This window comes from Blautia faecis, from assembly GCF_020554845.1.
GTDB classification, from domain to species: domain Bacteria; phylum Bacillota; class Clostridia; order Lachnospirales; family Lachnospiraceae; genus Blautia_A; species Blautia_A faecis.
In genome coordinates, this window is the sequence record NZ_JAJCIA010000008.1 from 1 (window position 1) to 25,330 (window position 25,330).

General features: G+C 44.3%; 13 protein-coding genes. All 13 read left to right on the plus strand.

All coding sequences use genetic code 11. The features are described 5' to 3' along the window. Positions 1–41: 41 nt before the first annotated feature. Complete coding sequence (locus LIZ66_RS19090) at positions 42–128, plus strand: Maff2 family mobile element protein (protein WP_264467156.1); 87 nt, start codon at positions 42–44, stop codon at positions 126–128. 3 nt (positions 129–131) lie between these two features. Continuing rightward, positions 132–1,004, plus strand: coding sequence for a VirB6/TrbL-like conjugal transfer protein, CD1112 family (locus tag LIZ66_RS05785; protein ID WP_227200665.1), 873 nt, complete (start codon positions 132–134; stop codon positions 1,002–1,004). A 63-nt stretch (positions 1,005–1,067) separates the two neighbouring features. Next, a complete protein-coding gene (locus tag LIZ66_RS05790) occupies positions 1,068–1,463 on the plus strand; it encodes a PrgI family protein (RefSeq protein ID WP_227200664.1) in 396 nt (131 codons plus the stop codon). Then, positions 1,423–3,873, plus strand: a complete 2,451-nt coding sequence (locus LIZ66_RS05795) for a VirB4-like conjugal transfer ATPase, CD1110 family (protein ID WP_227200663.1) — start codon at positions 1,423–1,425, stop codon at positions 3,871–3,873. Before LIZ66_RS05790 ends, LIZ66_RS05795 begins: the two co-directional genes overlap by 41 nt. Then, complete coding sequence (locus tag LIZ66_RS05800; protein WP_227200662.1) at positions 3,873–6,461, plus strand: CD1108 family mobile element protein; 2,589 nt, start codon at positions 3,873–3,875, stop codon at positions 6,459–6,461. The genes LIZ66_RS05795 and LIZ66_RS05800 overlap by 1 nt, the downstream gene beginning before the upstream one ends. Positions 6,462–6,482: 21 nt before the next feature. Continuing rightward, a complete protein-coding gene (locus LIZ66_RS05805) occupies positions 6,483–6,767 on the plus strand; it encodes a hypothetical protein (RefSeq protein WP_002596357.1) in 285 nt (94 codons plus the stop codon). Continuing rightward, a complete protein-coding gene (locus tag LIZ66_RS05810; protein ID WP_227200661.1) occupies positions 6,742–8,454 on the plus strand; it encodes a CD1107 family mobile element protein in 1,713 nt (570 codons plus the stop codon). The genes LIZ66_RS05805 and LIZ66_RS05810 overlap by 26 nt, the downstream gene beginning before the upstream one ends. A 3-nt stretch (positions 8,455–8,457) precedes the next feature. Continuing rightward, complete coding sequence (locus LIZ66_RS05815; protein ID WP_227200660.1) at positions 8,458–10,557, plus strand: type IA DNA topoisomerase; 2,100 nt, start codon at positions 8,458–8,460, stop codon at positions 10,555–10,557. A 15-nt stretch (positions 10,558–10,572) separates the two neighbouring features. Beyond that, positions 10,573–10,935 (plus strand): helix-turn-helix domain-containing protein, encoded by a 363-nt coding sequence (locus tag LIZ66_RS05820; protein ID WP_227200659.1) that lies wholly within the window; start codon positions 10,573–10,575, stop codon positions 10,933–10,935. A gap of 42 nt (positions 10,936–10,977) precedes the next feature. Further along, positions 10,978–19,671, plus strand: coding sequence for a DUF3849 domain-containing protein (locus LIZ66_RS05830; RefSeq protein WP_456298626.1), 8,694 nt, complete (start codon positions 10,978–10,980; stop codon positions 19,669–19,671). A 166-nt stretch (positions 19,672–19,837) separates the two neighbouring features. After that, positions 19,838–20,866 (plus strand): PDDEXK nuclease domain-containing protein, encoded by a 1,029-nt coding sequence (locus LIZ66_RS05835; RefSeq protein ID WP_002596362.1) that lies wholly within the window; start codon positions 19,838–19,840, stop codon positions 20,864–20,866. A gap of 104 nt (positions 20,867–20,970) precedes the next feature. Continuing rightward, positions 20,971–24,999, plus strand: a complete 4,029-nt coding sequence (locus tag LIZ66_RS05840; RefSeq protein WP_227200657.1) for a YodL domain-containing protein — start codon at positions 20,971–20,973, stop codon at positions 24,997–24,999. Beyond that, positions 25,000–25,230, plus strand: coding sequence for a transposon-transfer assisting family protein (locus tag LIZ66_RS05845; RefSeq protein WP_227200656.1), 231 nt, complete (start codon positions 25,000–25,002; stop codon positions 25,228–25,230). The last annotated feature ends 100 nt before the right edge of the window (positions 25,231–25,330 follow it).

Sequence of the window (25,330 nt, forward strand, 5' to 3'; positions counted from 1 at the left end):
TGTACGCCGCCGCCCGCCATCGAGCAGAGTTTTACACCTAATTGGGGATAAAACAACTTATGAGTGGAGGTGGCATTGTCATTGTGGCACAGACGGTAATTCCACAGCTTACAAGCCTGTTCTCATAATTCATGGGTGCGATTCTTGACAAGATAACTGAATTTATAAAGGAAATGCTGCAAGGGTGGGTTTTGGACAACCTCTCCACGATGTTTACGGACGTGAATGATAAGGTCGGGACAATCGCCGGAGAGGTTGGGAAAACACCCAGCACATGGAACTCCGGCATTTTTTCTATGGTGGAGAGCCTGTCGGAAAATGTGATGATACCCATAGCCGGCATGATTATCAGTGCCATACTCTGCTATGAGCTGATCACGATGGTCATGGATAAGAACAATATGCATGAAGTAGGAAGCGAGTTCTTTTTTCGTTACCTTATCAAAGCCTGTATCGCTGTGCTGCTTCTTAGCTACACCTTTGACATCACAATGGCGATTTTTGATGTGGGAAACCATATCGTGACCAGAGCAGGCGGTATTGTTTCGGGTTCCACTACCATTGATGTGACGGATACCCTTAAAACCATGTTTGACAGTCAGATTGATACAATGGGCATTGGCGAGCTGATCGGGCTTGGTATCGAAACCATGATTGTCAGCTTATGTATGAAAATCATCTCCCTGCTCATTACCGTCATGCTTTTCGGGAGAATGATTGAAATCTACCTTTATATTTCAGTAGCTCCGGTTCCCTTTGCCACATTCAGCAACCGGGAATGGGGCGGTATCGGAAACAATTATATCAAGGGGTTGTGTTCACTGGCGTTTCAGGGATTTTTCATTATGGTATGCGTGGCAATCTATGCGGTGCTGGTATCCGGCATTGCGGTTGCAGACAATCTGCACACAGCACTGTGGTCGGTGGCAGCTTATACCGTTGTCCTGTGCTTCAGCCTGTTCAAGACAGGTTCCCTTGCGAAATCAATCTGGAATGCCCATTAGAACACATTTCAAGGAAAGGAGGGAACAGCCGGGGCTTGCAGTATCAGTTCCGGCTGTGATGTTATGGCAATATCCGTAGCAGTGCCAAAGAATTTAAGCGGCATAAAGACAAAAGTAGCATTAAATCTGACGAAACGCCAGCTTATCTGCTTCAGCGGTGCAGGTGCGGTGGGGATTCCCTTTTACATATTTACAAAGGGGATCATCGGCACACAGGCATCGGCACTTTTGATGGTAGCGGTCATGCTGCCTTTTTTCTTTCTGGCAATGTATGAAAGGGACGGATTTCCGGCAGAGAAGATTCTGTATTTTATGATAAGGCAGAAATTCCTCACACCGGGGATTCGTCCCTACAAATCAGAAAATATTTACAGAAGATTAGAAGAAACAGAGCGTATAAAAGAGGAGGTGCGTGAACTTGAAGAAAAAGCAGGCGGCAGAAAAGCCGGACAGACATAAGAAAAAAGGGAAATCGAAGCCGGGGCTGACATTTGCGGAGCGGAGAAGTCTTGCGGAGTTAAAGCACAGACTTGCCGGAACGAATAAAAACGCAGAAAAGCCCACCACAGCACAGAAGACCATTACATTTCAGAAAATGTACCGGGACGGTATCTGTCAGGTCACTTCTGGCTTTTATACAAAAATGGTGGAGTTTTACGATATAAACTATGATCTGCTGGAAGTTGAGGACAAAGGGGAAATACTGGAGGAATACAGCAGGCTGATTAACTATTTTGACCCGTCCATTAAATTTGAATTGTTTTTGTTTAACAGACAGGTCAACGAGCAGACCTTAATCGACCAGTTTGATATTCCCCTGCAGGGCGATGATTTTGATGATATTCGTGAGGAATACACGCAGATGTTAAAGAAACAGGCTGCAAAGGGAAACAACGGTATTATCAAATCCAAATATCTGATTTTCGGGATTGAGAGCAAAGGCTTTAAGGAAGCGAGGTCAAAACTTACCAACATCGAAGCCGATGTGATTAAAAACTTCACAAATCTTGGCACATATGCCAAGAGCCTTGACGGAAAGGAACGTCTGCGTATCCTGCATGAGTATTTTAACCAGGATACAATGGAGCCTTTCCGTTTTTCATTTAAAGAACTGGCGGAGTCCGGCAAAAGCGTGAAAGATTATGTTGCCCCACCGGGTTTTGATTTCCGCTATCCCAGCCGATTTAAGGCAGGGAAGATGTATGGCAGCGTTCATTATCTGGATATTATTGCCCCTAAATTTGATGATGAGCTGTTAAAAAAGCTTCTTGATCTGGATGCGAACCTTACCATTACCATGCATATGCAGACAATGGACCCGGTCAAGGCTATCAAGATGTTAAAGGGAGCATTGACGAATATCCAGAAAATGAAGATTGAGGAGCAGAAAAAGGCGGTAAGGTCAGGGTACGACATGGATATTCTTCCCACGGACATTATCACTTATGAAAAAGATACCCTCGACCTTTTGGACGATTTAAACAGCAGCAATCAGAAAATGGTCAAAATGACATTTCTCCTGACCTGCTATGGCAGAAACAAGCGGGAGCTGGAAAATATCACACAGAGGGTGTCCGGCATTATCCAACAGGCAAACTGCAATCTCAGATGTATGCAGTATTTACAGGAGCAGGGACTGATGGCATCGGCACCAATCGGATGCAACGATACGGGAATTGAACGGGATTTGACAACAAAGAGTACCGCTATCTTAGTACCGTTCTGTACGCAGGAATTATTTATGCCAGCTCCGGCTATTTATTATGGTTTAAATGCCCTTTCCAACAACATGATTATGGCAGACCGGAAGCGGCTTCGTACACCAAATGGTGTGATTCTTGGTACGCCGGGAAGTGGTAAATCTTTTAGTGCAAAGCGTGAGATTCTATCCTGCTTCCTGATGACAAAGGATGATATTGTGGTCTGCGATCCGGAGGGCGAATATTTTGCCCTTGTGGGAGCGTTGCACGGACAGGTGGTAAGGCTGGCAACCAATTCCAAAGATTATCTGAATCCGATGGATATTCAGTTGAGCCATAAGGGGGATAAGGAAGCCTTGAAGCTGAAATCCGATTTTGTCATTACCCTTTGTGATTTGATTGCCGGAGGAAAAGACGGTCTGGAAAACGATGAAAAAGGTATCATTGATGAGTGTATCCGCCATATTTATGAAGCCTATTTTGAAAATCCGGTGCCGGAGAATATGCCGATTCTGGAAGATTTGTATAATGCCCTGTTGAAGCACAAGAACAAAAAGGCGGAGCGTATTGCAAACTCCCTTGTCCTGTATGTGCATGGTTCGCAGAATTATTTTAACCACAGGACAAATGTGGACAGTAAAAACCGGATTATGTGTTTTGATATTCGGGATTTGGGAAATCAGCTAAAGGAACTTGGAATGTTAATCGTGCAGGATGCGGTGTGGAATCGGGTATCACAGAACCGGGAACGTAAGATTGCTACCCGCTATTATTGTGATGAGTTCCACCTTTTGCTGAAGGAGAAGCAGACCGCTATTTATTCGGTGGAAATCTGGAAGCGTTTCCGTAAGTGGGGCGGTATTCCTACGGGACTGACGCAGAACGTAGGCGATTTTTTGAAGTCAGAGGAAATCGAGGGAATCCTCGGCAATTCCGATTTTGTATATCTCCTGAATCAAAATGCAAAGGATCAGGCAATCCTTGCGGATAAGCTGGGATTATCAGAAAAACAGCTTGCCCATGTAACCAATTCCGAGCCGGGGTGCGGACTGATTCTGTTTGATAACGTGGTTATTCCGTTCGTGGATAAATATCCGGCAGATACCAAGACCTTTGCGGTTATGAATACCAAACCGGAGGAAAGTGTAAGGCAGGAGGTAAATGAGTAGTGGCGGAGAAAAAGAAGCAGAAATCGGCTGGATTTGCACAGGAAAAAAACACCTTTACCGGAGAAATTCCAAAGAAAGCAAGTGAGGGTAAAAATAAAAAATCCGTAGCATATCAGCCGAGAGATGCAGATACCACTTCTGGACACGATGTCCAGAGGTCGAAAAATACAAAGAAGTATCAGAAAGCAGATGCTTCTGGACAGAATGTCCAAAAGTCCAAGGGAGCAGAAGCCGGAGAGAAGTCCAAACGTGATTTTACACAGCCGGACAGCACTTTTTCGGAGGAAGCAGGAGAGGAACAGGGCAAAAAATATTCCAGCGACGATTACCGCCACAGGGACACCTATCATCCGTCACAGAAAAAGGGCAGGTATCAAAGGCGGGAGATAAAGAGCCGGGAACGAGTGAAGCAATCTGATTTTGAACAGGATTTCCAGACAAAGGACACTACCTTTACCGGAGAGGCGGAACCGGAATTTCATGGGAGTAAAAAGTTAGACCGACTGCAAAAGAAAGCGGAGAAAGCCGGAAAAAAGACGGAAGCTGCAAGGAAGAAGATTCCTAAGAAAACGGAGTATTCTCTGGAGCGTGTTTTTGATGAAAAGACGGGCAGAACAAAATATGTATTGACTTCTGTAAAAAAAGAAAAACCATTCAAATCGGACAGTCCTGTAAAAAGAGCTGCTGGCAAGGTGGGAATGGAATCTTCTAATTTTGCCCACAGTAAGGTTGCCGAAGTGGAGAAAGAAAATTCCGGTGTGGAGGCTGCCCATAAGACGGAGCAGAGCGGGGAAGATGTTTACCGCTTTTTCAAAGGGCATTACAAAGGGAAAACGGAAAGACGGAGAGCGAAAGCTGCAAAGCTGGAGAAAAAGCAGATGCAGAAAGAGGTCAATTTCCGTTATCAGAAGTTCTTGGAAGAAAATCCGGAAATGCAGGAAAAGACCATTCAGAAGCAGTTGCAGAAAAGACTGCAAAAGCAGCGTATCAAACGGGAATATGCAAAAGCAAGACGGGCGGGACAGACAGCGAAAGCCGCAAAGGAAACAGCGGCGAAGTCCGGGAATCTTTTTACAGCGGCAGCCAGAAAGATACAGGAGATTGCATCAAAAAATGTTTCGCTTCTGCTTGCCATAGGAGCCTTTGCGGTGCTTCTTGTGATGATTATGACAGCAGTATCTTCCTGTGGGGCGATGTTTGCCGGAGGAATCAGTACCACGCTGGCAGGAAGTTATATGAGCGTTCCGGCAGAAATAGATGCGGCAGATTTAGCTTTTTCTGAACTGGAAAAAGAATTGCAGGCAGAGATTGATGCCATAGAAACCACTTATCCGGATTATGATGAGTACCGTTATAATCTGGCATCTATCGGGCATGACCCATTTGCACTGATCAGCTATCTGTCGGCAGTCCATACGGAATTTACTGCAAGTGAGGTACAGGCAGAAATAGAATATCTGTTTGATGAAATGTATGAGCTGACACTAAATCCTACAGAGGAAACGAGGACAAGGACGGTAACAAAAACAGGCACTCATACGGTAACAGACCCGGTTACGGGGGAAACAACAGAAGAGGAATACGAGTATGAAGTGGAAGAGGAATATACCGTAACCATTCTGGAAGTGACCTTGACAGCAAAAGATTTAAACGTAGTAGTTGCCGGACGCATGAATGAGGAGCAGAGAGAAATCTATGCTTTTTATAACCAGACCCACGGGCTGACACAGCAGTTTTATAAGCCCCTTGATTTATATTGGTACAACTATGTGAGCAGTTATTATGGCTGGCGTATCAATCCAGTCACAGGGCAGGAACAGTTACATCGGGGCGTAGATATTGCAGTACCTACCGGAACAACCGTATATGCGGCGATGGACGGGACAGTAACTACCGCAACTTATGACAGCTATTACGGAAATTATGTAGTGATTGAAGATGAAAAAGGCTACTGCACAAAATATGCCCACATGGATACCTTAAATGTCCGGGCAGGGCAGAGCGTGACGCATGGAGATGTGATCGGAACAACAGGGAATACGGGAAGCAGTACCGGAAGTCATTTACATATCGAATGTCTGTATCAGGGGGAATATTATAACCCTCTTTTTTATTTTGAAGCAGGCACGGATACGCTGTATGGCGAAACGCCGGGCAGCGGAAGCGGCGGAGGAAATGTGATACCGCCGGATTCCTATGACGATGCAACCGTGCAGGCACTTATGGAAGAAGCGGCGAGATATTTAGGCTATCCCTATGTATGGGGAGGCTCCAGTCCGTCCACCAGCTTTGACTGTTCCGGTTTTGTCTGCTGGGTATTTACAAACAGCGGTGTCCATAACCTGCCACGAACCACAGCACAGGGCATTTATAACCAGTGTACGCCTGTGTCGGCGGCAGATGCAAAGGCGGGGGATATTATCTTTTTTACAGGTACATACAATTCGGGCGTACCAGTCAGCCATGTGGGGATTTACTGCGGAAACGGGGTCATGATTCATTGCGGAGATCCAATCAGTTACGCTTCAATCAATTCGTCCTATTGGCAGAGCCATTTTTATGCGTTTGGAAGATTATCAGGAAATTAAAATAACGGGAAGTGAGGAACGATGACGAAAGAGAGAATTGTAAAGGAGCTTTCCAAAGTCCGGGAACAGCTTGCGGGATTGCAGGCGAGGGAGAGGGACTTGGCGGAACAGCTTCAGATGGCGGAGGATGCGGAGAAGATGAAATTCATTGAAAAGAATAAAATCTCTCTGGATCGGCTGATTCTGTTAAATAAGGTCAGCGAAGAAGAAATTATGCGTCTGCTGAAAGAAAAAGAGCAGAAAGAAGCAGCACAATCAGAAGAAAGGGAGGCTTACAGCCATGAAGAACAGGAAGTTATCATCTAGGGCGGTCATATCTCTTGTATTATCCGCTGTGTTATTTACCATGCCTGCGATGGCATTTTCCGTGAATGGAAACTACGCACTCAGTGCTTTTGCAGAAGAAACAAAAGAAACCGAAGAATCCAAACCGGAGGAGAGTATGGAGCAGACACCCGGCGAAAGTGAAACCGAGGGCAGTACGGAGGAAAATACAGAAAATAGCACCGAGAGAAGCACCGAAGAAACTACGGAAGGTAGTACGGAGGGAAGCACCGAAGAAAATACAGAAGGCAGTACCGACGAAAGCACCGGGGATGGCACTGTATCGGGAAATGATAAGCCGGAGCCTGTATGCAACTGCGAAGATCAATGCGGTGCGTATGAGTATGATAAAAACTGTCCGGTCTGTGTTACAGATTATAAGCTCTGTGCCTATAAAAAACCGAATGTCAGTATCAAGATCAGACAGCCGGAGGAGTGGCATAATGACGCTGTTTCCGTTTCTTTCAGTGTAAAAGATACCGCAGATACGGGAAATTTTGAAATCGCAAAAATAGAGGCAAAGGTAGGGCAGAATGGAAGCTGGACAGATGTTACGGAGGAAAAGAAATTAAGGATTTCCGAGAACTGTACCGTGTATGTGCTTGTCACAGACCAGAAAGGCAATACCTATGAGAAGAACCGTGCCATAAAGTGCTTTGATACCGTAAAACCGACTTTAAATGCGGCAGTCAGTGACGGACTTTTAAGCATACAGGTACATGATACGGATTCCGGTGCAAAGGCGGTATATGTCAATGGATATGAGTTTACAGATCTGACGGGCGGCACGTTGAATATCCGCCTCCAGCAGTTTGACGCAGGGTATGAATATTTTACCATTTCTGCAATGGACAATGCCGGAAATATGTCAGAGGTTTATAAGACGAAAAATCCGTACTATAAAGACCCTGCCGATACCAGTGACGGGAATCCGGCGGAGCAGCTCCCGGAGAGTGCGAACCCGACGAAACCGGGGAGTGCTACGGGAACCGTGACGGAGCATACCAAAACAGACAGTAACGGAAATACCACATCACATACAAGTCCTGCCGAACAGAAAAAGCAGGCAATGAAAGAAGCTGCGGAGGCAGAAAGCGGGAAAACAGAAAGTACGGAAAAATCCGGTCAGGGCAAGGAGTTTTATACTATTCAGACCGCCACGGAGAAAGTTTTCTATCTGATTATTGACCGGGACGGAGAGGAAGAAATGGTATATTTTTTGACTGAGGTTACGGAAAATGACCTGTTAAATGCAACTTCCGATAACAGTGAAACCTTGCCGAAAAATTCCGCTGCGTTGGAATCTGCAATTCCGAATGGGGAGAGTGCATTGCCAAACAACAACGGAGAGCAGGCAGATACAGAGGGAAAGGAAACGGAAACAGAAAAAGGTACGGAAGGTGCAGAGAGTACGGAAAATACAGAGGAAACCGAACCGGAGCCGGAAGTGAAAGAAGCACCGAATCCGATGATTTCGTATGTGCTGATTGGTGGTCTTGCCTTAATCGTTATCGGAGCTGCTTATTATTTTAAGGTTGTCCGCAAGAAAAAAGAGGACTTTATCGAGGACGAAGATGAAGATGAGGAAGATAACGAGGAGTATGAAAACGAAGATGAGGAATCGGAGGAAGATACGGAAGAAGATTTCTTTGACGAACAGGAGGAATAAGGTATGCAGTTGGTGGTTACAGAGAAGCCCAGCGTAGCACAGGCAATTTCCCATGTGATCGGGGCGAAAGAGAGAAAAGACGGTTACATGGAGGGAAACGGATTTCTCGTTTCATGGTGTGTAGGACATCTGGTAGAGCTGGCACAGCCGGAGATGTATTCAGAAGCGTGGAAAAAATGGAGCTATGAGAGCCTGCCCATGATACCGGAGCAGTGGCAGCATGAAGTGAAAAAGGAAACAGCAACGCAGTATAAAATCTTGAAAAATCTGATGCACGATACAAGAGTTGAAAGTGTGGTGTGTGCCACCGATGCCGGACGGGAGGGAGAACTTATCTTTCGTCTGGTATATGAACAGGCAGGCTGCTGGAAACCGATGAAACGCCTGTGGATCTCATCAATGGAGGAAAGTGCGATTCGTGACGGATTTGAAAACTTAAAGCCGGGAAGCGATTATGACAGTCTGTATCAGTCTGCACTTTGCAGACAGCAGGCGGACTGGCTGGTGGGATTAAATGGTACGAGATTATTTACCGTACTGTATGGTGGCAAGGTATTAAAGGTAGGCAGGGTACAGACACCCACCCTTACCATGCTGGTAGACCGTGAAGTGAAGATTATGAATTTTGAAAAAGAACAGTATTACATGGCTCATATTCTGATGGATGGGATAGATGCCATGACAGAACGGATTGACGATAAGGCAAGGGCAGAAAGTATTGCTGCAGCGTGTGAAAGTCAGAGTGGAGTGGTTCGTTCCGTTATAAAGGAAAATAAAAGCGTTGCACCACCAAAACTTTATGACCTTACCACGCTTCAGCGGGATGCCAACCGTATCTTTGGTTTTACTGCAAAGCAGACATTGGAGTACACCCAGAGCCTTTATGAGAAAAAGCTGGTCACTTATCCGAGAACGGACAGCCAGTATTTATCCGATGATATGGAAGAAACTGCAAAAGCGGTAATCGGGGCAGTTTATCAGGCGATTCTCTTTGAGGAACAGACCGGAGCAGAGCCGGATATAAAAAGAGTGCTGAACAGTAAAAAAGTGACCGATCACCATGCAATCATTCCTACCATAGAGATTGCAAAGACAGAACTTTCTACTGTGCCGGAGGGAGAAATGAAAATCTTGTCCCTTACTGCTAACCGTCTGTTATGTGCAACCGGGGAAAAGCAGTTGTATGAAACGGTAAAAGCAGAGTTTTCCTGCGGTGGTTACAGCTTTCATTTATCCGGAAAAACGGTTCTGCAGAACGGGTGGAAAGAATTTGAAGCAGCATTGAAACGTACCTACCGGGTAGAAAAAACAGATGAGGATAAGGAAGAGAAGAAACTGCCGGAGCTTTCTGAAGGCATGACGTTTCCAGTTATCCAGACAAAGGTAACAGAGCATTTCACGCAGCCTCCCAAACATTTTACCGAGGACAGCCTGCTTTCTGCGATGGAACGTGCCGGAGCAGAGGATATGGGCGATGAGGTGGAACGCAAAGGACTTGGCACACCTGCCACCAGAGCTGACATTATTGAAAAGCTGGTCAAAGACGGTTTTGTGAAACGGGAGAAAAAGCAGATGCTTCCCACCGAGGACGGGATGAAGCTCATTACTGTTCTGCCGGATTTGGTAAAATCCCCGAAGCTTACAGCAGATTGGGAGAATACGCTGACTTTGGTAGCAAAAGGCGAATACACCATGCAGGAGTTTATGGATGGCATTGAAGGTATGGTGCGGGAGCTGGTGCAGACCTATCACAGTATCAGTGACGATCAGAAGTCTTTGTTTGGAACGATGCAGGAAGTGCTTGGAAAATGCCCGAAATGCGGCAGCGATGTAGTAAAAGGAAAATTCGGTGCTTCCTGCAAACAAAAATGCGGCATGAATGTGGGTAGGGCAATGGGAGCAACGCTTTCCGATACACAGATGAAAAGTCTGCTTGAAGGGAAAAAGACCCTTGTGAGAGGATTAAAAGGGAAAAAGGGAAGCTACGATGCGTACCTGATTCCGGAGGGAATTGAGGATTATTCTTATATCAAAGACGGAAAGGAAATCAAAGGTTCGCAGTACAAATTCAAGATGGAATTTCCACCGAGAAAAAGCAAGTGAAAAGGAGACAGAAAAATGAATACAGAAATGAAAAAGACCGTTGTTTACAGCACCGGAGATAAAATTTTAAACATTATGAAAGAGCAGGATATGGATATTCCAGAACTTTCTTTGCGGTGCGGTGTCAGGGAAGATGTATTGATGGATATTCTGGCAGGTATCCGGGAAGCAGATATAAGTACGCTCTGCAAAATTGCAGACGGACTGGAGATTTGTGTACGGGAGCTTTGCCCTGATGAAGAAAGCTATGTCGTTCCGGTGGAAAAAGATACCCTTGCAAAGCTCATTGTGATCAGCGAGCTGAAGGAGATGGAATTGGAGGAGCTGATTGGCACAATTCTGGAAAACGGTATCGAAGAACACGGTTTTTATGAATAAGGCGGCGGGGGTTATCCCCTCCGTCATTTTGGAGGAATGCTTATGGTAACAAAATATCAGATGATTTCCTATCTGGCGGAGGATACCGCAAAAGAGATAGCGAAAAACGGGCAGGAGTGGACAAGGTATCTGACTACCGCTGCAAGGCTTTATAAATATCCGTTCAATGAACAGATACTTATTTTTGCACAACGACCGGATGCAACAGCCTGTGCGTCCCTTGAACTATGGAATGAGAAGATGAATTGCTGGGTAAACCGTGGAGCAAAGGGAATTGCCCTGCTGGATACGGAAAATTCCTATACAAGATTGAAATATGTTTTCGATGTGTCCGACGTACATAAGGCAAGGCGGATAGGACGTGATCCGAATTTGTGGGAGTTGCGTGAGGAGCATAAAGAAACAGTCCTGGCACAGCTTGAAAAGACATACGGGGAAACAGATAAAAACAGCTCCTTTGAACAGCGGATAATGGAAATATCCAATCGGATTGCTTTGGATTATTATGAAGAACTTCTGCCGGAAATCGAATATGTGAAAGAGGGCAGCTTTTTAGAGGAACTGGACGAGTTAAATGTAGGTGTCAGGCTTCGTGATACGCTTTCTTCCAGTATTGCTTACACCATACTGTCACGATGCGGTGCAGATATGGAACTGTGGAACGACGAGCTGGGATTTGAATATATCAGCGACTTTAATACGATGAAAACCCTGTCTGTTGTTGGTACAGCCACCACAGATATGTGCAAGCCGCTTTTAATGGAGATAGGCAGAACCATAGGAGCGTATGACCGCCAGATTGCCCGCAGGAAGGCACAGGAAAAAGCTAATGCAGGACGCACACAAACTTCTTTGGAAAATACGGAGAAAGTGCTTGCAAATGAAGCAGATACATACTATAATGCTTTAAAGCGTGAAAGCGAAAAGGAACTACAAAACAATCAGGAGATAGAAATACAGAGCAAAAAGGAGGATGCGGCACATGAAACTGACATACGAAAAGAACGGGGATTATCTGATTCCGAACCTGACAGCGAACGAGGAACCGGAGGGAACGCTGACGAAGTACGGTCTGATGCGGAAGAACTTCTTACAGGAACACCGGAAAGGGATTTATCAGGGCATGATACTGGCGGGCGAGCTGAAAGCACACTGTCTGGAGATACAGGAGCAGGCAGAGCAGAGAATGGAAGCCCTGAGCGAACAGATGGCGAAAGCAGAGGGAGTGAACGAGGAACTGAAAGCAGCCGATCAGATGAAGTGGGTAGCGAAGATGAACAACATCAGACATTCAGCGGAGGAGATCGTGCTGACGGAACTGATTTACAGTTAGAAAATGACATACAGGAAGAAGAAATACCAGAACCGGATAGTGGAGAACATTCATTATCCGGTTCTTTTTTTCCGAAGCTGTCTGAAACAGAGCAGGGGGAGGACTTACAGCGTGGTATTTTATGCAGTGATGAGTTCCTGAAGCATAAAAGACCGGAAATAGCTGGGTATTTTCAGATAGAGCAGGATGCAAAGATTCAGGCGGATTATCTGAGAAATTCGTTCCGCATGGAAGAATACACCGAGTTCAATATCGGGGAAATGCGGGGCGGCTACCGTGCCGATGAGGACGGTATTACCTTATGGAAAGACAATTATCTGACCCGTGAAGCGGAAAGCAGGCTGTCATGGGAGGAAGCACGTTTTCTTGTCAATTCCTATATGGAGGACGGAGTATATCTTCTTCCAGGAGAAACCGCAGAGCGGATTGAAACAGCGGGAATGTACCAGCAGCTTGACTTATTTTCCATGTTTACGGAGCAGGCTGGCAATCTTGCCATGAAACAGGCGGAAACAGTGACACCGATACGGTCAGAAACAAAGATACCGCCGGAGCAGATAGCGGATATTCTGCGGAGCGGCGGAGGCAGGGATAACAGCAGAAAGCGTATCTACATCAAATATCAGCAGGGAAAGACACCGGAGGAGATGGCTGCTTTCTTACAGAAAGAGTATGGAACAACCGGAAAGGGCTTTGAATTTGACGGAAAGCAGTTAGCGGTATGGTTCAATGAGGATGGGATGCGTGTCGGATATGGCACATCGACAGAGCGTCCGGTGCTTCAGATGAACTGGCAGGAGGTGGAAGCAAAAATCCGCTCACAGGTAGTAAACGGTACCTATATGGGAGCAAATGAAGCTTATCTGACTGACGAAGCAGAACGTGACCGGATTGCAGGGCATCTCTTTTTCTTTTTCCGGGATGGCATGGGAGAACTGCCGGAGGAGCTTGGGCTAAAAGCAGGAAATTATCCGGAGGCTCATGCAAGAATGATAGAATACCTTTCTACGAAAGAAGGAGTTGAGCTTGTGGCTTCCCACATGGATCAGGCACTTCATCAGCTTGAAACCGGAGAGAAAAAGCTACGTTTCCGTTCAGTTATGCCAAAAGAGGAGCTTCGGGAGGAACTTGACAATCTGCTGATAGAAAAACAAATCTTTCCAACCGCAGACCATGTGGAAATAAAAAGGGAGGATTTTATTACTCAGGACGAGATAGACCATAATCTTGGCAGGGGAAGTGGATATTCACATGGTTCTTTCCGCATCTATGATTATTTTCAGGAAAAGCATGACAGCAAAGAAGCAGCGGAATTTCTGAAAAAAGAATATGGCATTGGAGGCGGCTCTCATGCACTTGCAGGAGCAGACCATAGCTGGCAAGACCACAACTTTAAAGGGATTGAATTAAAAAAGGGAAATATCTGCGAACCTTATGCGAAAGTGCTGCTGTCTTGGAAAGTAGTCGAAAAGCGTATCCGAAAGCTGGTGGCGGAAGATAAGTATTTATCTCCGGCAGGGAAAGAAGCCTATGCCCGGTACAAAGAGGAAGAAGCACAGAAAGCGCTGGAAAAAGCACAGGCGGTAATAGAACGGAAAGCGAAGGTTGCCTGTAAAGAAGCCATTGAACGGACGATTTCGGAAAAATTTGACGGGTATCGTCTGCCGAAAGATACACCGGATGAAGTAATCCGAAAATATGGTAGCGAGCGTGTCAGCTATGTACTTGCCAATACTGTCATGCACCTGACGCACGATGGCAGATTTTCTCCCGACAATAAGGCATGGGCAAAAGAAATAGAACCGTATGCCAAGTATGAGAACCGTGATTTGATTGTTTCTTCCCACCCGGCGGTCTTAAATGGATTTATCAATCAGACAAGACGGTATATGGAGCAGGAGCTTGCAACAAAGCAGATTACCATTGACGGACAGTTATGTATGAAAGTAGATGAATGGGAAGCTGACGGAGCTGCATTTTTACTGGGCAATTCTATGGAAGATAAGAATTTCTTTTATGCGTCGGTTAATGAAAGCTTTCATTACGAGTATGATTATATGCCGGACAGAGAAGAGGTAGAGGATGACTACATAAATAGTATTGCAATGGAAGATATAGACCGACACGAAGCGGAGGTGTTTTCACGCATTGAGGGAACGGAAGATGTAGCGGAAACAGAATCACGATTCTCAGTTGAGGAAATCAGCGATGCCTTTGAGCCGGGACAGGATTTTGCAGTATGGGATCATGGCAGGGAAGATTATTATATAAAAGAGGACGGTACAATTCCCACCTTTGAAACAAAAGAGGAAGCGGAACACTATCTGCAAAGCATGGAACCGGACACTTCTGGACACGATGTCCAAAAGTCAGTGGAAGAACCTGCCATAGAAAAGCCTGTGAAGCAGTCTGCACCAAAGATTGATAAATCCAATGCGGTCAATTTCCATATCACGGACGATGCGTTAGGAGTAGGCAGTGCGAAAGAGAAATTCAGACGAAATATAGAAGCAATCCGTACTTTGGAAAAGGTGGAGAGCGAGAAGCGTATCGCCACATCGGAAGAACAGCAGATTTTATCACAGTATGTTGGCTGGGGCGGGCTTGCCGATGCCTTTGATGAAAGCAAATCTGCATGGGCGGGAGAATATCAGCAGTTAAAGGAATTGTTATCGTCGCAGGAGTACGCTTCTGCAAGGGAAAGCACCTTAAATGCCCACTATACCAGTCCTGCCATTATCCGCAGTATTTATGATACCTTAGACCGTATGGGATTTGAAAAGGGGAATGTATTAGAGCCTGCAATGGGTATCGGAAATTTCTTCGGAATGCTGCCGGAGAAGATGCAGGAAAGCCGACTTTATGGTGTGGAGCTGGATGGTATTACGGGCAGGATTGCAAGACAGCTCTATCCGAAAGCGGATATTAAAATATCCGGTTTTGAAAAAACAGACTATCCGAATGATTTTTTTGATGTAGCAGTCGGCAACGTGCCATTCGGACAGTATAAGGTAGCGGATAAACAATATGATAAAAATAATTTCCTGATTCATGATTATTTCTTTGCAAAGACATTAGATAAAGTCCGTCCCGGCGGTGTGGTTGCTTTTGTTACCAGTAAGGGAACAATGGATAAAAAAAGTCCGGAGGTCAGAAAGTATCTGGCTCAGCGAGCGGAGCTTATGGGGGCGGTCAGACTTCCGAATACAGCATTTAAGGAAAATGCAGGGACAGAAGTCACTTCGGATATTTTGTTTTTTAAGAAGCGTGACCGTGTGATGGACATAGAACCGGATTGGGTACATTTATCAGAAGATGCAAACGGTATCGCCATGAATACCTACTTTGCGGAACACCCGGAAATGATTGTTGGGAAAATGGAAATGGTCAGCGGTCCCTATGGCATGGAAAGCACCTGCCAACCGGATGCCACAAGACCGTTTGCAGAGCAGTTAATGGATGCGGTCAGCCGGATTGACGGGGAAATCGAAGCAGTGGAGACGGACGAGCTTGCGGATGAGCTGGCAGATGCCACCATTCCGGCAGACCCGGACGTAAAGAATTACAGCTACACACTGGTGGAAGATAAGGTATATTACCGTGAAAATTCCATTATGAAGCCTGTGGATATGTCAGAATCCATGCAGGAACGCATAAAAGGCATGGTAGGAATCCGAAACTGTACGCAAGAGCTTATCAATTTGCAGTTGGAAGAATATCCGGATACTGTGATTAAGGAAAAGCAGAAAGAATTGAATACCCTTTATGATACGTTCAGCAGAAAATACGGTTTAATCAATTCCCAGACCAACAAAAGAGCCTTTAATCAGGACAGCAGCTATTGTCTGTTATGTTCTCTGGAAAAGCTGGATGACGAGGGAAATTTCAAAGGCAAAGCGGATATGTTCACGAAACGTACCATTAAGAAAGCGGAAGTGGTTACAAGCGTGGATACAGCAACGGAAGCTCTGGCAGTATCTTTATCAGAAAAAGCAAAAGTTGACCTTTCTTATATGGCGGAGCTGACCGGAAAAGAGATTGATACAATCAAAGAAGAACTGACGGGCATTATCTTTCAGAATCCGGTCACAGACAGGTGGGAAGCAGCGGACGAGTATTTAAGCGGCAATGTCCGGGATAAGTTGCAAACAGCGAAGATTTACGCCGAAAACCACCCGGAATACAACATAAATGTGCAGGCACTTACACAGGTGCAGCCCACAGAACTGGATGCCAGCGAGATTGAGGTGCGTATCGGTGCCACATGGGTTGAACCGAAATATATTGAAGATTTCATGCGTGATGTTTTTGAAACACCGCAGCATCTTTTCAACCGGAATACAATGGGGATTCAGTATTCCGATGTGACAGGACAGTGGAATGTAAAAGGAAAAAGTGCGGATTACGGAAACAGTCTTGTAAATATGACTTATGGTACAAACCGGAGAAATGCTTATCAGATTTTAGAGGATTCTCTGAATTTAAAGGACAGCCGGGTGTACGATACCGTGATAGAGGACGGAAAGGAAACGAGAGTCCTGAATAAAAAGGAAACCATGATTGCCAGTCAGAAACAGGAGGCAGTCCGGGAAGCCTTTAAGAACTGGGTATTTGAAGATCAGGAACGTAGACAGGACTTGGTGGCGAAATATAACAAGCTCTTTAATTCTACCAGACCAAGAGAATATGACGGTTCCCATTTGAAATTCCCTGGCATGACACCGGACATCGACCTTAGACCGCACCAGTTAAATGCGGTGGCACACCAGCTTTACGGGGACAATACCCTGCTTGCTCATTGTGTGGGAGCAGGAAAGACCTTTGAAATGATTGCTGCAGCAATGGAAAGCAAGCGGTTAGGGTTATGCCAAAAGAGCCTGTTCGTTGTTCCCAATCATTTGACGGAACAGTGGGCGAGTGACTTTTTGCGGTTATATCCCGGAGCAAATATTTTAGCGGCAACGAAGAAAGATTTTGAGCCAGCCAACCGGAAGAAATTCTGTTCCAGAATCGCCACCGGAGATTATGATGCTGTCATTATCGGGCATAGCCAGTTTGAAAAAATCCCGTTGTCGCAGGAAAGACAGATAGGCATTATCGAAAGACAGATTGATGAGATTGAGCTTGCCATAGAGCAGGCGAAAGCAGATAACGGGGAGCGTTACACCATTAAGCAGATGGAAAAGTCCAGAAAATCCCTTATGACAAGACTGGAAAAACTCAACGATACTTCCCGGAAAGATAATGTTGTAACCTTTGAGCAGTTAGGTGTGGACAGGCTGTTTGTAGATGAAAGTCACAATTATAAGAACCTTTTTCTATACACGAAAATGCGGAATGTGGCGGGCATTGCACAGACGGAAGCACAGAAGTCCTCCGATATGTTTGCTAAGTGCCAGTACCTTGATGAGCTGACTGGCGGAAAGGGCATTACGTTTGCTACGGGTACGCCGATCAGCAACAGTATGACGGAGCTTTACACCAATATGCGGTATCTTCAGTATGGTACGCTTCAGAAGATGGGATTAGGGCATTTTGACAGTTGGGCAGCTTCTTTTGGAGAAACACAGACCGCCATTGAGCTGGCACCGGAGGGAACAGGATACCGGGCAAAGACAAGATTTGCAAAATTCTTCAATCTGCCGGAGCTGATTGCACTTTTCAAGGAGAGTGCGGATATCCAGACACCGGATATGTTAAAGCTGCCTGTGCCGGAAGCAGAATATGAGAACGTGGTGCTGAAACCCAGCGAATATCAGAAAGAGATGGTAACATCGCTGGCAGACCGGGCGGAGGCAGTGCGTAACAGACTGGTAGAGCCGCATCAGGATAATATGCTCAAGATTACCAACGATGGAAGAAAACTGGCACTCGACCAGCGTCTGATCAACGATATGCTCCCCGATGAGGAACATTCCAAAGCAAAAACCTGTGTGGATAAGGCATTTGAGATTTGGGAAGATACCAAAGGGGAGAAATCAGCACAGCTTATTTTCTGTGATTTATCGACACCGAAAGGAGATGGTACATTTAATGTCTATGAGGATATAAGAAATAAACTGATGGAAAAAGGTGTTCCCGCAGAAGAAATCGCCTTTATACATCAGGCAAATACGGAGCTTAGGAAAGCGGAGCTGTTCAGTAAGGTAAGAAGCGGACAGGTTCGTTTTTTATTGGGTTCTACTGCAAAAATGGGAGCTGGGACAAACGTGCAGGACAGACTGATTGCGCTGCACCACCTCGATGTACCGTGGCGTCCGTCTGATATTGAACAGCAGGAGGGGCGTATTTTGCGGCAGGGCAACAGGAATCCAAAGGTTAAGATTTTCCGGTATGTGACAGAGGGAACATTTGACAGCTACTCATGGCAGCTCATCGAGAATAAGCAGAAATTTATCGGTCAGATTATGACAAGCAAATCTCCGGTGCGAAGCTGTGAGGATGTGGATGAAGCGGCACTTTCCTATGCAGAGGTTAAGGCTCTGGCAACGGGGAATCCCTACATAAAAGAAAAGATGGATTTGGATATTCAGGTCAGCAAGCTGAAACTGATGAAAGCCAACCACACCAGTCAGAAATACCGTCTGGAGGACAACATTGCAAAGCATTATCCACAGCAGATAACTATTCTGAAGGAACGGATCAGCGGCTTGCAGGCAGATATTCAGACTGCAAAAGCCAATCTCCCGGCAGATAAGGAGCTTTTCTCTATGAAGGTTGGGAATAAGGTCTATACGGATAAAAAAGAAGCCGGAACTGCACTTGTGGAGATGTGCAAAGAAATCAAGAGCGTTAATGCTCCGGCAGCCATTGGAGAGTATGCAGGCTTTAAAATGGCGGTGTCCTTTGATTCCTTTAACCATAAATTCGTTATGAACATCAAAGGGCAGCTCAGTCATAATCTGGAGATTGGTGTTGACCCGTTGGGTAACATTTCCCGTATCAACCATGCGTTGGAAGCCATGACAAAGGAACTGGCAGAAGCATCCACAAAGCTGGAGAATGTGGAGCGTCAGCTTGAAACAGCGAAGGTAGAGGTTACAAAGCCATTTGCACAGGAAGCAGAGCTTTCAGAGAAGTTAGACCGCCTTTCTGCCTTAAATGCCCTGCTCAATATGGACGAAAAGGGAGATGACGGAATAGGTATGGAAGATGATAAATCGGAACTGGGTACTGAGCAGGTGGCAGATACCAGAAAACCGTATCCCATAGAAAATACCCGACATAATTATGCTGTGGAGAATGGAAATCCGCAGGGAATGAGGCTCACAGCAGCGATGGCGGATAAGCCGGCACAGAGGGTATCCTTGAAAGAAAAGCTTGAGACTATGAAAGTAAAGGCTGCGGGGAATAATATAGAAAATTCCGTGCAAAGAGATAAGGGGAAGGAGGAGTATTTGTAATTATTATATTTCTTTTTATGCAAATATGAAATATAATATTAGTTCAAGGGAAATATAGTGATAGAGCGATTTGGAAAAAGCTAAAGAGAAATGGAGACAACGTAATACATAAAAATGAAAATTGAATTTGTCAGACACTGTCTGACAAATTCGGAAAGGATATATTATGAATGATTTAGAGCAGACAAATATGCTTCAGCCATTGGTGGATGAGATTGAAACAGCAGTTTCAAATGCCAAAAAAGAGATAGCTGAAAAAGTAAACAGTGTAATTACAGAGACGTATTGGAAAATCGGAAAATATATTGTTGAGTTTGAGCAGGATGGAAATGTTAAAGCAGCATACGGTTCAAAATTATTAACAACACTCTCGCATCAATTAACTTTGCGATTGGGACGAGGATACAGCCGCCCAAACCTCAACAATATGCGGAAGTTTTATCTTTGTTATGAGAATTGTCAGACGGTGTCTGACAAATTGACATGGTCGCATATTTGTGAGCTGATAAAGATTGATGATGAATTAGAAAGAAGTTTTTACGAAAAAGAATGTTATAAGGAAAAGTGGGATGTAAGAACACTCAGGCGACAGATGGATTCCGCTTTGTTTCTTAGATTAGCTACAAGCAGAGATAAAGAAGGAATTCTGGCACTTGCCAGAGAGGGAATTACTTATGACAAGCCAGAGGATGTTATCAAGGATACTTACACATTAGAATTTTTGGGACTTCCGGAGAAAGAGCGTTATAGTGAGGAAGACTTGGAGCAGAAAATAATAGATAATCTCCAAAAATTCTTGTTGGAATTAGGAAAAGGATTTACCTTTGTGGGCAGGCAGTATCCCTTAACTGTAAACAATATTCATTACCATGTGGACTTGGTATTTTACCACAGAATTTTGAAATGCTTTGTGCTGATTGATTTAAAGAAAAATTCCGTCCAGCATATAGACATCGGTCAGATGAATATGTATATGGGGTATTTCGCAAAAGAAGAAAATATGGCAGATGATAACCCACCGATTGGCATTATCCTGAGTCATAACAAAGATGAACTGCTTGTAGAATATGCAACTTACGGTATGGACAGCAATTTATTTGTTTCAAAATATGAATTGTATCTGCCAAATCGCAATGAACTCCAAAAATTAGTGAACAATATTTTAGAGAAGGATACAGAAAAGAAAGAAGAGTAATAAAAAAGCAATCTAAGAAAGATGCAAATTGAATAGGCATATCGAAAAAGACAATCAGAGATGGTTGTCTTTTTTGCGTGGAAAAAAGAAAGGATAATCGAATTATGGCAGATAAAAATACAGTTTATATGAGTGAAAAACAAAAAGTCAAAGAGATCACGGATAAGCTGGAAGCTGGCTTGAAAGAGCTTTTTGAAAGTGAAAAATATAAAAGCTATCTCAGCACCATGTCAAAATTTCATAATTACAGTTTTAACAATACGCTGCTGATTGCCATGCAGAAGCCGGAAGCTACGCTGGTGGCAGGCTATCAGGCGTGGCAGAAGAACTTTGAGCGGCACGTCAATAAAGGAGAAAAGGCAATCCGTATTCTTGCACCAGCTCCTTATAAAATCAAAGAGGAACGTGATAAGTTAGACCCTGTAACGGGAGAAATGATGTTTGATGAAAACGGTATGCCGCAGAAAGAGGAAACAGAGGTTACCATTCCTGCCTTTCGTGCGGTATCTGTTTTTGATGTATCGCAGACGGATGGCAAGCCTATTCCGGAACTGGAAGTGAATGAGCTGTTATCTACGGTGGAGGGATATGAGGATTTTGTCCAGGCGCTTATGAATATTTCTCCTGTTCCGATTGCATTTGAAGATATTCCCGGCGATTCCAAAGGGTATTTCAGTACAGCAGAAAAACGGATTGCTGTTCAGGAAAATATGAGCGAAAGCCAGACTTTGAAAACAATGGTGCATGAGGTGGTTCATTCCATGCTGCATGATAAAGAAGTTAATCAGAGCATGGATATTCCGGTAAAGGACAGGAATACAAAGGAAGTGGAAGCGGAGAGTGTGGCTTTTACAGTGTGCCAGCATTTCGGTATAGATACATCCGATTATTCCTTTGGATATATCGCAGGCTGGAGCAGCGGCAGGAATATGAAAGAGCTGAAATCTTCCCTTGATACAATCCGAAAGACAGCTTCAGAACTGATTACAGGCATTGAGGGGGCAATGCAGGAGCTTCAGCTTAACCGGGAGATGGAGCAGGAACATGGAAAGGAAAGCATTCTGCTGGTACATAACGAGGATTTTTCAGAATACAATCTTGTCAGTGTCCGTGGAATGGACAGTGCAGAACTTATATCCGCCCTTTCTACCATGAATGAAGAGGACAAATCGAATATACCGTCTTATCTTGAAAGTAAAGGGGCATGGACTACCGAACTTGCTGATGAGCAGACAGAAGAAGCGGAGGAATATCATATTGATGTCCGCTATAACATGGATACAGACGAGCTTATTGATGTAAAGGAAAGAATGGAACAACCCATTGATACTAATTTATCTGTCATGGGGCAGGCAGAACAACTTATCAATCAGTTGGAAGCAGAAAAAAATATTTTCACGTCTGAGGAGCGAAATCTGATTGTAAATTATGCCTATAAACTTGATGATATGAATAAAACAAGGGAACTTGCAGAGAAACTGGCATATAGGGAGCAGTATGCCCAACAGGATGTGGCATTGACCATAATTGATGCAAAGGCGGAGATTGATGCCCTGCCTGATCCGATGATTGGTTTGTCGGAAATGAGGGAATATGGCTATCAATGGGATGAAATGCTGCCATTAACACAAGAGAAAGCATTGGAATTATTTGAACATGATTTGCCTGTATATTTGCTTCATACTGACGGTGCGGAATCATTGGCAGAAAGCAGGGAGCGTATAGAAGAGCATGAAGGTATCTTTGGGGTTGAAAAGGAAACATGGAATAAAGCATTGAAACAGCAGACTAAGATTACACTTATCTTAATGGACGAACAGGAGCGAGAATATACATACCCGTATCCAGTTGTGGCTGTCGATATAGAAGAAATGGGTGGGGATAGAACTGCGGTATTCAAGACCTCAGAGCCTATTTCAGATACTGATGTGGCAGAAATTCATAATGCTTTTTATGGAACTGATTTGGAATTTGAAATAGAAAAAGAATTAGGTATCACATGGGTGGAATCTATTAACTATGAGGACGGATCTGTTATTACACCTGAAATGGCAAGAAAAGAGCAGCTCCTATATGCTAGTACTGATAAATATGGAATTTATCAATTAAAGCCTAATCCGGAATTAGATTCCTTACGTTTTGAGGGGACGGAATCCTTAAAGCGTATGGGCATTACAAAAGATAATTTTGATGCAATTAAACCAGAGAATTATACACTTTTATATGTGGGCGAATTATCTGAACTGCAAAAAGAGACGCAGGGGGCAACTTTAGAGGCAATCTTTGAAAAATTCAACCTTGACCACCCAGAAGATTTCAGAGGACATTCGCTATCTGTCAGCGATATAGTGGTGCTTCATCAGAACGGACAGAATACGGCTCATTTTGTGGATTCTTTTGGATATACGGAAATACCGGATTTTTTACGGGAGCAGACACCGGAAAAGGAAGAAATGCAGGACACTTCTGGACACAATGTCCAAAAGACAGAACCGGAAATAGATGGAGATGAAATCATTGATCTTGGCGATGAAACAGAACAGGTGCTTGCGGAAATGAAAAAAACTTTGGAAAGTGAACAGGAAACAGAACTGGCATTTTCTATTGCAGACCGTTTTATCAGCATTCAGGAAGTGGATGGCGGTTATGATTATTCCATTATGGGAGCTGATTATAAGGAGATTGACGGAGGAATTTATGATAATCCTGATGTGACGATAAGGGAAGCCTTGCATGATATTTTAGAGGATTTGAAGTCACAGCCGGATTACAATGGTGCAAAAGGAAATATCCAAAGAGAAGATGAACTGATACCGATGGATTATGATGGACTGATGGAAAAAGCAGAGGAAGCAAATCGTATTATTCCGGAGAGTACACCGAGCAGTGTGGTGGCAGATTTTAAGGCAAAGACCGGGGAATTATTCCACGATATTAGTGAAATGAATCCGGAAGAAATCGAGGAAACTGTGAAATGCCATGTGCAGGCGAAGATTGAAGAGTATGATATTGATGCAACAATCGTGGATGTTGCTGTAACAGGAAGCAGATGCAGGGGATTAGAGCATGAAGGTTCTGACCTTGATGTGGTGGTGGAACTTTCCACAGCGGAACGGGAGGACGATTTATTTAATGCCTTTAATGAGGATGGACTTCATATCGGAGAAGTAAAAGTTGACATCAATCCAATTACAGCCCAACGCACAGGTACGCTGGAATCCTATCTGCCACAGGTGGAAGAATATTTGGAGGGCGTCAGACAGGTAAGAGAGCAGGAAAAGGAGAGCGCAGAAGTAACTTTAACTGTTTCGGAATGTGGAGAATTTCATAATCTTGGTGAGTGTTATGAGAATATTCCTACGGTGGATGAAGCTATAGCAATCTGGAAGCAGATACCTTCAGAGCGGATGAATGGTATTCCGGCAATCGGAATCAATATCCTAGGGAGAGGGGCGGAACCCTACGAGGATTACGAGATTGATGTTTTATCTGGAAAGAGGATTGACCTTGGGGTTTTGGACTATGTTCCTGATATTAAAAACAATCCGCAGGCAATGGAAGTCATTACGGAACTGGTGGCTAAATTGCCCGATATGGAGATAGATGGCGTGATGAGTGAAGAAATGGAAGCAAGAGTGTGGGAACTGCGTATGCCGGACTTGCCACAGGAGGAACAGCTTGCAGTAGAACTTGACCGACTTTCCTACGATTATGATACTGTACTGTATCACGATAGTACAAGAAATATGACCGAGAATGTATCAGAGCTTGCAGAATCCATAAAACAGGGCGATACCGGACATTTAACAACGTGGCTTGCAGACATTATTTCGGAGGGAGCTGTACCAGAGGAAATAAAACGAGCAACGGAGCTTCTGGAAAAACTGACAGAGTATAAGCCGCTTGCCAAGATTGAGGAGGCAGAAGAACAGAATTATAATATGATTGATAATGTGCTGAATAATGGTGTTGGGGAGAAAGCCCAAAGGGAAGAAAATAAGAGAATGGAGGAGAAGCCTCCAGCAAGGGTTTCCTTAAAAGTTCGTCTTGCAGAGAAAAAGGCACAGGTAGAAGGGAAATCGAAAGAACATGATGTTCAGGAAAATGAAAAGAAAAGTCATAGGGAGATGTAAGTGCTGAATAAGAGATTTACCGTAGAAGAAAGTAATTTAATCAGTATTTTTATGGAAGAAGGTATAGATTCAGATGTGGGCGGCAGAAAAAAGGTCATAAATGGTATTGATAAAGCACTGAAATATCTGGAGGATGATGAGATGGTTGAATTGTCATTATGTGTCCTTGTAAAATTAAAGGAATTGACGGATCATGAATTTATGAAGATGGAGTTTGTAGCGGCAGAGTAACATCAAACGTAAGGCAGAACATGGCTTTTGGTGGCTGTGTTCTGTCTTTTTGAATAAGAACTTGACTGATAAATATTACGGGTGTAATATTTATAACGAA

Bases quoted from the DNA above. Each gene is read 5' to 3' on its own strand.
- LIZ66_RS05840 (WP_227200657.1), top strand. From the start codon at position 20,971: ATGGCAGATAAAAATACAGTTTATATGAGTGAAAAACAAAAAGTCAAA.
- LIZ66_RS05820 (WP_227200659.1), top strand. From the start codon at position 10,573: ATGAATACAGAAATGAAAAAGACCGTTGTTTACAGCACCGGAGATAAA.
- LIZ66_RS05810 (WP_227200661.1), top strand. From the start codon at position 6,742: ATGAAGAACAGGAAGTTATCATCTAGGGCGGTCATATCTCTTGTATTA.
- LIZ66_RS05830 (WP_456298626.1), top strand. From the start codon at position 10,978: ATGGTAACAAAATATCAGATGATTTCCTATCTGGCGGAGGATACCGCA.
- LIZ66_RS05815 (WP_227200660.1), top strand. From the start codon at position 8,458: ATGCAGTTGGTGGTTACAGAGAAGCCCAGCGTAGCACAGGCAATTTCC.
- LIZ66_RS05805 (WP_002596357.1), top strand. From the start codon at position 6,483: ATGACGAAAGAGAGAATTGTAAAGGAGCTTTCCAAAGTCCGGGAACAG.
- LIZ66_RS05785 (WP_227200665.1), top strand. From the start codon at position 132: ATGGGTGCGATTCTTGACAAGATAACTGAATTTATAAAGGAAATGCTG.
- LIZ66_RS05790 (WP_227200664.1), top strand. From the start codon at position 1,068: ATGGCAATATCCGTAGCAGTGCCAAAGAATTTAAGCGGCATAAAGACA.
- LIZ66_RS05835 (WP_002596362.1), top strand. From the start codon at position 19,838: ATGAATGATTTAGAGCAGACAAATATGCTTCAGCCATTGGTGGATGAG.